At 36.1% G+C, this 15,084-nt stretch carries 13 protein-coding genes; 11 read left to right on the top strand and 2 right to left on the bottom strand.

From position 1 onward, the window contains the following. Nucleotides 1-343: 343 nt before the first annotated feature. Entirely contained in the window at nt 344-937 is a 594-nt protein-coding gene (locus tag F6K15_RS01600; RefSeq protein WP_293056246.1) for a Uma2 family endonuclease, read from the bottom strand. A 352-nt stretch (nt 938-1,289) separates the two neighbouring features. On the opposite strand from F6K15_RS01600, the gene F6K15_RS01595 reads away from it, so the two are divergent. From F6K15_RS01595 to F6K15_RS01585, 3 genes are all read left to right on the top strand, one after another. Beyond that, nucleotides 1,290-4,022 carry a CBS domain-containing protein gene (locus tag F6K15_RS01595; protein ID WP_293056244.1) on the top strand — a complete coding sequence of 911 codons (2,733 nt, stop codon included), beginning with the start codon at nt 1,290-1,292 and terminating at the stop codon, nt 4,020-4,022. Nucleotides 4,023-4,625: 603 nt separating this feature from the next. Further along, the gene (locus F6K15_RS01590; RefSeq protein WP_293056242.1) at nt 4,626-4,886 is read left to right on the top strand and encodes a hypothetical protein; all 261 of its coding nucleotides are present in this window, start codon (nt 4,626-4,628) and stop codon (nt 4,884-4,886) included. An 899-nt stretch (nt 4,887-5,785) separates the two neighbouring features. Beyond that, nucleotides 5,786-6,016 carry a hypothetical protein gene (locus F6K15_RS01585; RefSeq protein WP_293056240.1) on the top strand — a complete coding sequence of 77 codons (231 nt, stop codon included), beginning with the start codon at nt 5,786-5,788 and terminating at the stop codon, nt 6,014-6,016. Nucleotides 6,017-6,026: 10 nt separating this feature from the next. Here the strand turns inward: F6K15_RS01585 and phnF are convergent, their stop codons facing one another. Then, nucleotides 6,027-6,758, bottom strand: a complete 732-nt coding sequence (gene phnF / locus F6K15_RS01580) for a phosphonate metabolism transcriptional regulator PhnF (protein ID WP_293056238.1) — start codon at nt 6,756-6,758, stop codon at nt 6,027-6,029. Between the two features lie 103 nt (nt 6,759-6,861). Here phnF and F6K15_RS01575 point away from each other — a divergent pair, with 103 nt between their 5' ends. From F6K15_RS01575 to F6K15_RS01540, 8 genes are all read left to right on the top strand, one after another. Then, complete coding sequence (locus tag F6K15_RS01575; protein WP_293056236.1) at nt 6,862-7,128, top strand: hypothetical protein; 267 nt, start codon at nt 6,862-6,864, stop codon at nt 7,126-7,128. Nucleotides 7,129-7,272: 144 nt separating this feature from the next. Beyond that, a complete protein-coding gene (gene phnG, locus F6K15_RS01570) occupies nt 7,273-7,716 on the top strand; it encodes a phosphonate C-P lyase system protein PhnG (RefSeq protein ID WP_293056234.1) in 444 nt (147 codons plus the stop codon). 457 nt (nt 7,717-8,173) lie between these two features. Then, nucleotides 8,174-8,767, top strand: coding sequence for a phosphonate C-P lyase system protein PhnH (gene phnH, locus F6K15_RS01565; protein ID WP_293056232.1), 594 nt, complete (start codon nt 8,174-8,176; stop codon nt 8,765-8,767). A 577-nt stretch (nt 8,768-9,344) separates the two neighbouring features. Continuing rightward, nucleotides 9,345-10,415: a carbon-phosphorus lyase complex subunit PhnI gene (locus F6K15_RS01560; RefSeq protein WP_293056230.1), complete on the top strand. Its 1,071-nt coding sequence runs from the start codon at nt 9,345-9,347 to the stop codon at nt 10,413-10,415. A gap of 932 nt (nt 10,416-11,347) precedes the next feature. Beyond that, a complete protein-coding gene (locus F6K15_RS01555; RefSeq protein ID WP_293056228.1) occupies nt 11,348-12,298 on the top strand; it encodes an alpha-D-ribose 1-methylphosphonate 5-phosphate C-P-lyase PhnJ in 951 nt (316 codons plus the stop codon). A gap of 716 nt (nt 12,299-13,014) precedes the next feature. After that, nucleotides 13,015-13,785, top strand: coding sequence for a phosphonate C-P lyase system protein PhnK (phnK, locus tag F6K15_RS01550; RefSeq protein ID WP_293056226.1), 771 nt, complete (start codon nt 13,015-13,017; stop codon nt 13,783-13,785). Between the two features lie 517 nt (nt 13,786-14,302). Next, the gene (locus F6K15_RS01545; protein WP_293056224.1) at nt 14,303-14,440 is read left to right on the top strand and encodes a hypothetical protein; all 138 of its coding nucleotides are present in this window, start codon (nt 14,303-14,305) and stop codon (nt 14,438-14,440) included. Nucleotides 14,441-14,657: 217 nt separating this feature from the next. Beyond that, the gene (locus F6K15_RS01540) at nt 14,658-14,822 is read left to right on the top strand and encodes a hypothetical protein (protein WP_293056222.1); all 165 of its coding nucleotides are present in this window, start codon (nt 14,658-14,660) and stop codon (nt 14,820-14,822) included. Nucleotides 14,823-15,084 lie beyond the last annotated feature (262 nt).

Raw genomic sequence — 15,084 nt, 5'->3', positions numbered from 1 at the left:
CCATCATTAGTAATTGACTATTTAATCTTAATTTGATAATATAATGCTACTAAGAAACTAAAATACCCTTTTAGTACCTACTCCTAAATTCCAACTTCTGACTTCTGAGTTTTGACTTTTGACTTACCATTGTTCTACCGTACTTTTTTCAAATTGGTATAAGAGACAGCGATCGCTACTGATAAGTGAAACGACAATGTAGCACTACGTTTCTTCTTGCCCAACGGTATCAGTAATGTAGGTTGAGTTTCACTTCGTTCTACCCAACAAACGCTTTATTCTGGTTAGGTTGAGTTGGGTTTATCCTAACGGATAAGCTGGCGCTAACGTTCCGATACCCAACCTACACTTGCTCCCTCTTTTCTGGAACTTCAAAATTAACTCCTTCGTATAAAACTTCAATAGCAGAAGTAAATTCAATACTCTCTAATGTAATAGACTCACCTTCTGTATATCCACAATAATTCCAAATTTTTCCTTCCCCACGTTGATAAATTTCTACATAAATTGACTCTGAATCTACTAAAACATATTCTTGCAAACTAGGAAATTGATGATAATATTTCAACTTATCGCCGCGATCGTATTTTCCTGTACTAGGGGAAAGCACCTCAACAATGACTTTAGGATGTTTAATAAAGTCACGAGATTTTAAATCCTCAGCATTACAAGTAACCACTAGATCGGGATAAAAATAACGATTATTTTTACTATCCTGAACTTTCACATCTGAAACATAAGCTTCACAACCTCTTTTACTCAAATGAGGATACAAAGCTCTGTAGAAATTGAGGTAAATTTTAGTATGAGGAATAGTTCCCCCAGTCATAGCTAAAACTTCACCGTCTACATATTCATGGCGAAATTCCTGTTTAGCTTCCCATTCTAGATATTCTTCTGCGCTAATTTTGTGATAATCTTGGGGTTGAGCAATCATAAGTTTTTTATTGTTCCAATGTTTTATTATACCAGACTTTCGAGATAAATCCACAACTTTCATGCCACTTTCCGCTTGCTTCTTTTGTAAATCAGCAAATATGGCTTCGATATCGTGGTTGAATGAACGAGAGTATTCTTGACGAATTCTGTGAATTTATTCAACAATCTCATCCTATAGAAATAATATCAAGTCTTATTAATTAGCTATAATAAATCAGTTACCTTTAGTAATCTAAAGATGACTTAATTATTTATGCTATCCTAAAATTTTTAAGCCTATAAAATCTCACTTTTGACTTTTGTAAGGGCGAATGCCATTCGCCCCTACGACTTTTGACTTAATATATGAAATGAACATAATCTTATGCCACACAACCGCAGACTTCGACGCCCTCGGTGCCGCCGTCGGACTAACTCACCTCCACCCAGGTAGTCGCCTCGTAATAACTGGTGGTTGTTACCCCACTGTCAAACAATTTCTCGCTCTCCATCGAGACGAATTTGCCATCATCGAACGCCGCTCTGTCAACCCAAAACAAATCCGCTCCATATTTATCGTCGATACTCAAACTCGCTCCCGACTTGGAAAAACTGCCCAATGGTTAGACCTACCCCACCTATCAGAAATTATCATCTACGACCATCACTGTGAAATTCAAACCGATATTCCAGCTACCCAAACTTATATAGAAGCAGTGGGAGCAACCACAACCCTCATCGCAGAAAAACTCCAGACTCTCCAAAATCAACCCACCCCGGTCTTAACTCCAGCAGAAGCAACAATTATGGCTTTAGGTATCCATGCTGATACTGGTTCCCTGACTTTTGACCATACAACACCACGAGATGCAGCAGCTTTAGCATGGTTAATGCAGCAAGGGGCAAATTTACCCGCGATCGCCGAATATATTCAACCTGGTTTGTCACCACAACTGCAAGATTTATTGAAAATAGCTCTGGAAAATATCCAACGCTCCACCGTGAGAAATTATCAAATAGGGTGGATACTATTACACACAGATGAATATGTTCCCGGTTTATCCAGTTTAGCTTCTAGTTTAATAGACTTGACAGAAATAGACGCTCTCCTCCTAGCTCATACCCACTCCCTCAAAGATACAACAGAAAAAAGCTTAAGTATTATCGGGCGATCGCGTATCCCAGACACCAACCTCAACGAACTATTACAACCTCTCGGTGGTGGAGGTCATCTCCGAGCAGCAGCAGTTAGTCTCCGAGATAGTAACCCTGAAGCAACCCTGGAAAAACTGGTAGACCAACTCAAAAATCAAATTCCTCAACCTCCCACCGCCAGAGATTTGATGTCATCTCCAGTTCGCACCATTCCTCCTGAGACATCTATAGAAGAAGCTCACCGCATACTATTACGTTACGGTCATTCTGGTTTATCAGTAGTAGACTCATCCAGAGAATTAGTCGGAATTATTACTCGGCGAGATCTTGACATCGCCCTCCACCATGGTTTTAGTCATGCTCCAGTCAAAGGTTACATGACTCCCCAACTCAAAACTATTTCCCCAAAAACCACACTCCCAGAAATAGAAGAATTGATGGTTACTTATGATATTGGGCGGTTGCCTGTATTGGAAAATAACCGTTTAGTCGGAATAGTTACCCGCACTGATGTTTTACGGGAGTTGCATCAACAACAACCCCTGCAAAATATACAACTTGGCTGCATACCTGGTGAAACTTGTAAATCAGTTGCCGAACTTTTACAAGAACGTCTTGCACCTCAACTTTGGCAACTACTCACCTGTGTTGCTGAGTTGGCAGAAAAACGAGGTTGGCAACTATATCTAATTGGTGGAGGGGTGCGAGATTTATTATTATCAAAATTTGATGAGACTTTACTGTTAACAGATATAGATTTAGTTGTAGATGGTTGTCACTCTGAGTCAGCAGAAAAAGCTCCTGCGGTGGAGTTGGCAAAAGCACTGCAAAAAATTTACCCCACAGCACGTTTGGAAGTTCACGGTCAATTTAAAACTGCTGCGTTGCTTTGGCACAATGACCTGGTGTTAGAGTCCCTGTGGATAGATATTGCCACTGCTCGCACAGAATTTTATCCCTATCCAGCAGCTAACCCAGAAGTTGAAGCAAGTTCAATTCGTCAAGACTTGTATCGCCGAGATTTTACTATTAATGCTTTGGCAGCACGACTGACTGAACCTCGTGCTGGAGAATTGCTTGATTTTTTTGGTGGGTTGTCAGACTTGCAGGCGAAACAAATGCGGGTGTTGCACGCCAACAGTTTTATTGAGGACCCTACTCGTATTTATCGAGCGGTGCGGTTTGCTGTGAGATTAGGATTTGAAATTGAAGCAAAAACAGAGGAGTATATTCGTTACGCTATTAATAGTGGGGTTTATGACCGCGAAAATTTTGGGAAGGCGGGAAAAAATAGAAGGGTGCCTGCTTTGGAAACTCGACTCAAAAGTGAGTTGAAATATATTTTGCAAGCTCTCTACTGGAAACCTGCTTTAAAGTTATTGGGAAGTCTGGGGGCGTTGCGTTGTCTGCATCCAACTATGGAGCTAGACCGGAAATTGTGGCAGCAGGTATGTTTGATGGATAGGTGTCTGCAACGTTTTGATGCCCAGAAAAGTTTATCTCACTGGCAAATGCGGTTGGAGGTTTTGATTGCTTATTTGGAGTCTGACTATCGGGGTTTGGTGGGGAAAAATTTGCAGTTGCCTGTGGATAGTGTGAAGCGACTGGAGCAGTTGGAATTGGCAAAGGGTAAGGTGATGGAGAGTTTGCCAGAATGTAATACTCCGAGTCAGGTGGTGTGGTTGTTGAGGGAGTATGACTTGCCGATGTTGATTTTAATTGCGGTACAATGCGAGCGTTGGGTGCGACGTAAGGTTTGGCAATATTTGACTCAGTGGGCGAATATTAAACCTGTTTTGAATGGAAATGATTTGAAGGAAATGGGATATAAACCGGGACGTGAGTTTAAGTTAATGTTGGATGCTCTTTTAGCTGCTACTTTGGATGGGGTGGTGAGCGATCGCTCTGATGCTGAGAAGTTTTTAGCTAGGTATTATCCTCTTCGGTAGCATCAGTGTAATTTAGATGGGGAGATGGGAACCCACCCCTGACCCCTCCGGTGGAGGGGAATTTGGGGAGATGGGGAGATGGGAACCCACCCCTGACCCCTCCGGTGGAGGGGAATTTGGGGAGATGGTCTGATTTAATATTGTTTAATATTGAAGTGTCGATAGAATTATAAATATATACTGTATAACCGGATTCTATATAACGTAATAATCAGGGTTTTAAGCTATTAGAGAACTCCAAAAATCAAAAATAAAATCAATTATCGTACATAAATTATCAATTATTTCCCCCTATTCCCTATTTTCTGGAGATGTCTATTGATTGTGAGGGTATTTAACCGGATTTGATATAATATCATGTCCGGTAGCATCGGTCTTGTATAGTAAATAGGCAACAGGCAACAGCTCCGGAAAGCAACAGGCAAGAAAAAAACTTAAATTTCCTGTAGATATCCACGCTAACTTTTACACAAATGATACCAACGGACATGATATAACTAGATAAAATGTAGATTGGCTGGAGTAACAGTTAATGTAAATAGTTAATTCTATTTTTCATTTTTAAGCTTAAATCAAATTTAGGATATTTATGAGGAAAAAAAAATGGCAATTGATGATGATTTTTTGTACCCCCGCAGTCGATATCAAGGTAATTTCACCCCAGAAAACTTAGTGTTTAATTCAAATCTGCAAGAATTTGCTCAACGAGTGAGTATAATTTGTGGCTTAGAAACTGGTGGAAAAATTTCTCCTGAAGAAGCTTACGAGCAAATCAAAGAACTTTGGAAACAGTTGAGAAATTCTAAGGAAAATTTAGGAATAGGTACAGACTCTGAAAATAATTCAGACCATAAAAATATTTGATTATACAATTAGATAAATCTTGCTTGAAGATTAATATTGCATAGAAGAGTTGTATAAAATTTTCCGAAAATATGATTTTGTATGACTCTTATTTTTCATAATTAAAAACCAGATTTTTAAGGAAGAAGGAAGAGGGAAGAAGGCTTTAGTTATCTAGAACAGAAGACTTAAAAGTCCAAAAAAACTTAAATTTTTTGTAGATATTCACCCTTGAGTTTACACAAACGATAAAGTGCGGACATGATATGACTAATTATGTATGTCCGTCTACTTAAATCTCAAAAAGTAACTGAAAAAAGCTGATTCTGTTACTGCAACAAATCAGATAAAATCAGTTTGAATACCTATTATATAGTTGGGAGAGATAGGAAGATGAGGAGGTGGGGAAATTGAATATTGAAGTGTGGATAGAATTATCAACATATACTTTATAACCGGATTCTATATCAAAGTTATTTCTTTGTAGATTCAACTCTAGAAACTTTAACACTTATATCTACTAAATCCAAGAGTAAAAGTACTTTCAACAATTAATAATTAATAATTAATAATTAATAATTACCTCTCCTTGAAAACGGATAGGATTGACTAATCATGAAAAATTTTTCTCTCTTGGTCGATTGGATATGGCGAGGAGACCGTTCCCTCCGGGACGCTACGCGAACGCCATCCCATCCTACGGAATGCTCCGCAAACGACCGCTTGTTTCTCCACAGCGAGTGAGAGGCTTTAAACCTTAATTATTCAGTAAAGAAGTATATTTATTTGACAAAAAGTTAATAGTTATTAACTCAAATCAAAGACTTTAAAAATTGGCAAATCAAAATTGATATAATATGCTTTATATTAAGATAAAAAATAAACTTAAAATTTTTGAAATAAACTAAGGAACAGCTGAAATGAAAAAGGGTGAATTTCTATATCCACAAAGTCCCTATTACGGACAAGCAACTCCAGCAAATATCAATTTCAATGCGAAATTACAAGAATTTTCTCATAAAATAAGTTATATAAGTGGTTTACAAACATCAGGAAAAATTTCAATAAGCTCTGCTTATCTACAGATTCAGGAACTATGGGAACAGCTGGAAAAAATCAAGAAAGATTCAGGTTTTTCTCAACAATCTTAAATATTCAAGCTCATTCATTTTCAAAGACCAACTCCATCCGATCGCCTCTAAATCTAGTCACCCCATATTCAATAATATTGCCATCCTGATTGACATTAATTGACTCTGCTAACAAAATAGGATGATTCAGAGGAACTTCCAACACAGAAGCATCTTCATGTCTGACTATACGAGCATAAACATGAGTTGTACGACGAATATGATCGCTATTATATTTTTCCCTTAACAACTGAGAAATTGAACCTTTCTCTTGCAAAAATTCAATTGCTTCCTCCTGTATAATTCCTGGAAAACGAGCTAAAGGAAAATGACTACTACAAATATTAATAGGTTGATCGTCTGCAAATGCTAAACGTTCAATTAAAGCTACAGGAGTACCTATTTCTACTTCTAATCCTTTAGCAATAGAAGCATCAGCAGGTATTTCAACCACTTGCAATAATCTAAAACGAGGCTTTTGGCCTTGGGCCATAAGAGTTTGATTATAGCGTACCCTTTTACCTATAAAATACTTAATGGGTGTACCAACGACAAAAGTCCCACGACCTCGGTCCACTCTCACTAACCCTTCAATTTTGAGAATGGCGATCGCCCTACGCAATGTATGACGGTTAACAGAAAAATATTCGCTCAGTTGAGCTTCAGTTGGTAACTTATCTCCTACTTTATAGATTCCTTGATGAATATTTTGGCGTAATTCTTCAGCAATTCGAGTATAAACTGGTAATATTTCACGGCTCATGGCATCTTGAATATATTTAGATATATTTATGTTTAATATTTTTCTAGTTTAGATAAATATTGTGGAGCAGCCAACAATTATCAAGGGCAATAGGTACAGGAATATGAGTAAATCAATAAAATTCACTCTTACAGTTAAATATACTAACGGTATTGAACAAAGTTTTGAGTTTTTTCCAGAATTAGAAAAAAATATGCCCAACTTGGCCAGTTATCTGCAAAAAGTCATGAGTTCCAGAGAATTGATAATTGAGTTGGAAGATCGACTCTTAGTCATACCTATTCAAAATATTCAGACAATAGAGATTTCACCCCCACCACCTAAATTGCCAGAAATTACTTTGAGAAATGGGCGTTTACTTGATAATTGAATACTAATATTTTGACCATAATTGACGATCAAAATGTAGCAGTTAGTTTTTTTGGATAAAAAGTATATATCTATTATATATTGTATATATGGGAATTTGTATAGACAAATATTGCTCTAGTTAATTGGACTGGAAAACCAATCTATGGACATTCAAACAGAAATGCGACAGGGATGGATCAAAACCTTAGCTAAATCTAATTTGAAGCAATTAGAGACAAAAGTTGCACAGATGGGCGAATTGCCTACATACAACTTTATAAGGCCACCAGAAATAGGTCTGACAATGGTGCGAGGTCGCGCTGGTGGAACGGGACAAATATTTAATCTAGGGGAAATAACTATTACTCGTTGTACAGTCAAGATAGAGGATGTTATGGGTTTTGGTTATGTGGCAGGGCGATCGCATCGTCATGCTGAACTTGCTGCTCTGTGCGATGGTTTAATGCAACTGCCTGAATGGCATGATATTGTAAAGTCTGTCGTTCTTGAATTTATTGAAGCAGAAGTTAATCAAAAAAAGGAAATTCAACAACTACAAACAGAAGCTACGAAAGTTAATTTTTTTACTATTGCCAGAGGGGACTAATCAATTTTTGTGTGAGGTGTATTATTAGTGCTATTTCTGTTGTTAATTATGATTTTTTGATGAAGATATCAAGTTACAAAGGGAGCATCTCAATGCGTGAATAAAGCCAAAAATTTATCGCTTTTAGGCAACAGCTCCGGAAGGCAAAAGGCAACAGCGAATATATAGGAAAAAAGTATTTTGGCAAATATTGAGATGCACCCGTTACAAATTCAAGCTTTATTCTCAAAAAAAAAAGATTACACTGAAATTTTTCAACCACGAAACCTAGAAGATTATTTGCTTTTTTAAGTCATTAAAATCTAGAAGCGGTATACAGCAATTATCAAAAATAAAATTTTAGAGCAGTCGAAGGAAAGGTGAGGATAAATCAAAAACTTAAAACTAACACAAAGCTAAGATTTTTTCTTCTTCCTTCTTCCTTCTTTATTCTTCCTTCTTTATTCTTCCTTTTTTTATGATTACTAAACTACCAGGATTGCCTGATATTGTAGATGATTCTCAAAGAACCTTTCTCAATCTACTAAATGCCTTATCTTATCCAGGAAAGCATCAACAAATAGATGCTAAATTAACACCACCATCTGACTTGAATATAGCTTGTGCTGCTGCCTGTTTAACAATGTTAGATTTGGAAACAAAAGTATGGTTAAGTTCAGATTTTCATCAAGATGTAAAAGCTTGGTTATTGTTTCACACAGGTTGTCATTTTACCAACAATTCTCAAATTGCTGACTTTGCTGTAATTAAGAATATTCAAACTATTCCCAACCTATCAAATTTTCATCATGGTACAGCAGAAGAACCAGAAAATTCAACTACTTTATTTGTGCAAGGGTCGAATTTAGAATCGGGCGATAAAGTAATATTAACCGGACCGGGAATTTTAGAAGAAATAGCAATTTCAATTCCGAAATTACCGGATTTTTTCTGGTCTGAATGGGAAGTTAACTTTAACAATTATCCTCTGGGAGTAGATATATTTTTCTTTGCTCAAAATACAGTTATTGGTTTACCAAGAACAACTAAAAGTAGATTAGTAAAAATGTAAGTATTTCCTGTGGAATGCTACTTCATTAATTGATAATTGATAATTACTTCGGGTTAAAACCGTTACGGAATTGAATATAAGGAAATATTATTTATTCTCTTGGTCCATTGGATATGGCTCCGAGACCCGCTCTTATCAGAGCTGCTCCGAAGATCGCCATCCCTCGACCGCTTTTTCCTCTTAAAAGGGTCGGCTTTAAACCAGAATTATTATATTATTAATTATTAATTATTCAGTAAACAGCTATTAGGAGTTAGCTCTGATATAGCAATTCCCAAAAAGAGTGAGGTAGAAAACTCTAGGCAACAGGCAACAGTAAAGTAAAGATAAGAGTGTATCTCACGCTTACTGAGAAACGCTATATCTTTAACGAATGAAGCAAGCATTTGCTTAAGTTTTACTACATTTTTAACCAGAAAATTGAAGCACAAAAACAACGAGCTTTAATTGTCAATAAAAGGTAATGAAGCTGATAACACAGTTTCGACCATAGGAGGATAGCTGAAACCCTGAATGCTGACCGCTGAATGCTTACAAAAAAATGGCAAATTAAGATGTAAATTTGAGGTAAAAAAACATGGCTTATGTAGCAGTAAAAGGTGGAGAAGAAGCAATCAAAAATGCCGAAGCACTATTGCAAGCTTTGCGGCGGGGAGACCCCAATATTTCTGAACTAAGTTTAGAGCAAATTAAACAACAACTTACCCTCGCAGTTGATAGAGTTATGTGCGAAGGTGCCCTATACGATGCAGACTTAGCTGCTTTAGCAATTAAACAATCATGGGGTGATTTAGTTGAAGCAATATTTTTATTAAGAGCATATCGAACTACTTTACCAAGACTGTATTATAGTCAACCATTGGATACTAGCAAAATGAAGATTCGACGGCGAATTTCTGCAATATTTAAAGATATTCCCGGAGGTCAATATTTAGGACCAACTTTTGATTATATTCATCGACTATTAGACTTTAAATTAGCTGCGGAAGGAAATAGCTCTACTCCACCTCAAAGCCAAAATTTAAACTTGGATGAAAACCTTCCCAGAGTAATGAATATTCTAGAAAAAGAAGGATTAGTTTATGAGGAAAAAGTAGAGGATGACAAACAACCTTATGACTTAACAAGAAAACCTCTAAAATTACCTGCAGAAAGAGACGCGAGATTACAAAATTTAGCTCGTGCAGATGAGGGTTTTTTACTTAGTTTAGGGTATTCAACTCAGAGGGGTTATGGTCGTACCCATCCCTTCGCTGGAGAAATTAAAATGGGCGAAGTTGAGGTGTTTATTTGTCCAGAAGAATTGGGTTTTGAAATAGCGATCGCTGAGATTACTATTACTGAAGCTGAAAATGTAAATATGTTTACAGGTAGTAAGGAAGCAGCACCACAACTTACCCGTGGTTATGGTTTAACTTTTGGCTATAACGAACGTAAAGCAATGTCAATGGCGTTAGTGGACCGTGCCATGCAAGCTAAAGAATTAGGGGAAGAAATACAAGGACCTGCTCAAGACCCGGAGTTTGTTTTGTATCACTCAGATAATGTTCAAGCTCAAGGGTTTGTACAACATTCAAAATTACCTCACTATATTGATTTTCAAGCAGAAATAAATTTAATTAGAAAGCTGAGGAAGGAACACATTTAATAATGAATAATTAATAATCAACAATTAATTGCTTAGGCAAAATTAATTGCCTAATTTTATTCCCTAGTCTTAATTACTTAATGATTGAAGTGTCGTCTAAGTTAAGCATTCTTTTTTCACCCTTGGTATTAGGTGTTAAACAATAAATAATGAATAATTAACAATTATCTCTCCTTGAAAAGAAGAGGATTGACTCAAAGGAAAATTTTTTCTTTTTCCTCCTTTAAAGGAGAGGCTTTAAACCATAATTATTCGGTAAGTGGTATTGATATTTTTTTTCGGAGATAAATATAGCCAACAACAAAAAGGAATACTTGGTACAGGAGCAAGATACTCCCACTATTCTCGTAACACAAATAATGACAATGTAAGACTATTACAATACACTACCACCTGATATTTAAGTTATTTATTCTGACTCATGAGTCCTAGTAACAGTTTGATAAATGTTTGCTACGAATTTCTATTACCTATTACCGAAAAATTAATAATTATTAATTAAATAATTCGCAAGCATTCCGCTATTAGCTGTCAGCTAGCTTCCTACAGAGGAACTGCGGACTTCAGCAACAAGACTCTCTCTTATGGGACAGTGTTTAAATTAACAACTGACTTTAAGAGCAAGGGAGCCAACTTTTGTAGTAAGACAATTAATAAAGCTTTATTAGCCTCCCCTTTCAAGGGTAAAAAAGCGGTCGTTCGCGCATCTCGGAACGGAGTTCTATCTTCGGAGCGCACCCGTTGGGTGGGATGGCGTTTTGCTCCGCAACATATAAAGCGGAGTGGCTCTGATAAGAGCGGGTCTCGGAGCCATATCCATGAGACCAAGAGAAAAAATAATATTTCCTTACATTCAATCGTCTCAGTTTTAACCAGAGGTAATTATCCATTATCCATGAATGAACTATTCGCTATTAATGTAAATTCTGTATATGTCAAATAACCAAAATCTAGAAAGCTCAAATGGCAAAGTAAATAACTCACCAGAAAGTGGTTTTAACTTTGCCTATTTAGACGAACAAACAAAACGTTCTATTCGCCGTGCTTTACTCAAAGCAGTTGCTATTCCTGGTCATCAAATACCTTTCGGTTCTAGAGAAATGCCAATGTCCTATGGATGGGGTACGGGTGGCATTCAAGTTACAGCTTCAGTTATTGGAAAAAAAGACATTTTAAAAGTAATTGACCAAGGAGCGGATGATACAACAAATGCTGTAAATATTCGTCGTTTTTTTGTGAAAGTTTGTGGAATAGAAACAACAGAAAAAACTACAGAAGCAACAATTATTCAAACTCGTCATCGGATTCCAGAAACTCCACTTCAGGAAGGTCAAATTATTGTTTATCAAGTGCCTATCCCGGAACCATTGAGATGGTTAGAACCCTCTGAAAAAGAAACTAGAAAAATGCACGCTTTAGAAGATTATGGAGCAATGTATGTAAAATTGTATGAGGATATTACTAGATTAGGAGATTTTGCTACAACCCATGATTATCCAGTAATGGTAAATGACCGTTATATAATGAGTCCGACTCCTATTCCACGATTTGATAATCCTAAAATGAATTATTTACCTGCTTTGCAACTTTTTGGCGCAGGAAGAGAGAAGCGAATTTATGCAATACCTCCTTATACTCAGGTAAAAAGTTTAGATTTTGAAGACTATCCTTTTACTGTGGAAAAATGGAATAAAGCTTGTGAGTTGTGCGGTTCTAAAGAAAGCTTTTTGGATGAAATTTTGATAGACGATCTAGGAAATAAAATGTGGGTCTGTTCTGATACAGATTATTGTCATCAACAGCAAATAAAACTTGAAGAAGGAAGAAGGAAGAAGGAAGAAGGAAGAAGGAAAAAGGAAAAAGGAAAAAGTGGATGGGGATAATCTTTGACTCAAAAATAAAGTCAATAGCCTCCTCTTTCAAGGGGATGAAAAAGCGGTCGTAGCGGAGCTTCCCGAAGGGTGGGATGGCGAGGAAACCTCGCCATATCCAATCCGACTAAGAGAAAATCAAGTTCAATATTTCAATCCCAATACTTTAACTAGAGGTACTGATAACTGTTAACGCAGTTCCTCCGATAGGAGGCTAACTGATAACTGAAATGATACACCACTTCGCGTCTGATAACTCCAACCAATTTTCATTAATTGATAATCGATAATCGATAATGGATAATTACCTCTGGTTAAAACCGTTCTTGATTAAATATAAGGAAATATCCTAGCACTTTTTTTCCCCTTGAAAGAGGAGGCTAATAAACCTGAATTATTTAATTAACAATTATTAATTATTAATTACTCGGTAAACACCGTTTCAATAATTGATAATTACCTTTCCCTAAAAAGAAGAGGATTGAATAAAAGGAAAATATTTTCTCTCTTGGTCGATTGGATATGGCGAGGAGACCTCGCCATCCCTCGACCGCTTGTTTCTCCTTTAAAGGAGAGGTTTTAAACCTTAATTATTCGGTAAATTGCGGGGTATTAAACCCAAAATTCCAGATAAATAAAGAAGTATAAAAACGTAAGCATTTCTTACGGAATAGCTGACTGCTGAATGCTTACATAAAAGCCAAATTAAAACTAAATCACGGTGAATTATGGAACCATTATTAAATGTTGAAAAATTGAGTAAGTTTTATAGGAATATAAAAGCTTGTGACCGTGTTTCTTTCAATCTCTATCCTGCCCAAGTTTTAGGAATAGTAGGAGAATCAGGTTCAGGTAAATCTACTTTATTAAATGCTATTGGAGGAAACATACCAATTGAAGGCGGAAATATCACCTATACTACCTCTAGCGGAGAAGTATTAACACTCCCAAAACTATCAGAAACCCGTCGCCGTTTATTAATGCGAAATGAATGGGGATTTGTTCAACAAAATCCTCGTGATGGTTTGCGAATGAACGTAACTGCCGGAGCAAATATTGGTGAACGTTTAATGAATATAGGAGTAAAAAATTATGGAAAAATTCGGGAAGAAGCAACTTATTGGTTAAACCAAGTAGAAATAGATATTAATAGAATAGATGACTTACCAAAAATGTTTTCTGGAGGGATGCAACAACGTTTACAATTAGCTCGTATTTTAGTCACAAAACCCAGGTTAATATTAATGGATGAACCTACTGGAGGTTTAGATGTTTCGGTACAAGCTCGTTTATTAGATTTAATTCGTTCTCTGGTGCGAACTCTCAGTTTAAGTGTAATTTTAGTTACCCATGATTTAGGGGTAATTAGATTACTTGCTCACCGTTTATTAGTAATGAAAAATGGGCAAATTGTTGAGTCTGGTTTGACTGACCAAGTATTAGATGACCCTCAACATTCTTATACTCAAAAATTAGTTAGTTCAACATTAATTCCATGAGGTAAGGAAGAGGGAAGAAGGAAGAAGGAAGAAGGAAGAGGCAGGAAGGTTTAAGAGTAATAAAAAAAGTTTAATTTCCTGTATATATTCACGCTTGGGTTTACACAAACCTGCGCCAACGGACATAATATTAAGGAAGAAAGAGCGAAGAAAAAAATTTATGACAAAAGTCAAAATTACATCTTTTCTTGTCCTAGTTTGTCTGATGTGCATCTTTTCTTTTGCCTATTCCTGATCTCTACCAAAATTTGACTTTTACCTATTGCTATATTTGTTAAATTTTTTGAGTTTACCCAACTTATGAGAAGCCAATTTTTCAGCATTAGTATCTTACCTGACTTAGAGATGAAAAATTATTGATGACTACTCAGCTACTAACAACTAATCATCAGCTATAAAATAGTGTGGTCGCAACTTCTCGACTACTCAAAACACAAGTAAAAGAATTAGGAAAAAATTCTCATCCCTTTGTTTGTTCCAGCAATAGGAATTATCAAATTATCTAACCTCTTTTGAGTTGACCCAATCTAGGGGAAACAAACAAATTTTTCACCATCAGCATTTCACGGTACTCAAATATGAAAAATTATTGATGACTACTCAACTATTAACAGCAAATAATCAGCTAGAAAATAGTGTGGTCGAAACTCCTTGACTACTCAAAACACCAGCAAAAGAATTAGGAAAAAATTCTCATCCCTTTATTTTTTTCAGCAATATGAAAATCAAAAACAACTATACAATACAGTAGTTGAATACGGACTAAGGAATTATCAAATTATCTAACCTCTTTTGAGTTGACCCAATCTAGGGGAAACAAACAAATTTTTCACCATCAGCATTTCACGGTACTCAAATATGAAAAATTATTGATGACTACTCAACTACTAACAGCAAATAATCAGCTAGAAAATAGTGTGGTCGAAACTCCTCGACTACTCAAAACACCAGCAAAAGAATTAGGAAAAAATTCTCATCCCTTTGTTTGTTCCAGCAATATGAAAATCAAAAACAACTATACAGTAGTTAAATATTAAGTGAATCTTTACAAATTTTCTAGTTTCAGTTATTGCAATAATTTGACTTTTAACTATTGCTATATTTGCCATATTTTTTGGTTTTACCCAACTTACGAGAAGCAAAAAAAAATTTTCACCATCAACATCTCACAGTACTCAAATATGAACAATGATTTATGACCGAAAATTTATGGTGAATAGCTTCCCTTTTTCAAGGGATGAGAAAACATAATATTCCAGATTTAAATCCTCTTGCTGAAGAAAGATATACTGATAACTA

Source organism: Okeania sp. SIO2B3 (genome assembly GCF_010672525.1).
Classification (GTDB): Bacteria; Cyanobacteriota; Cyanobacteriia; order Cyanobacteriales; family Microcoleaceae; genus Okeania.
The sequence above is the reverse complement of the archived record's forward strand: the minus strand, read 5'-3'. Positions and strand labels throughout refer to the sequence as shown.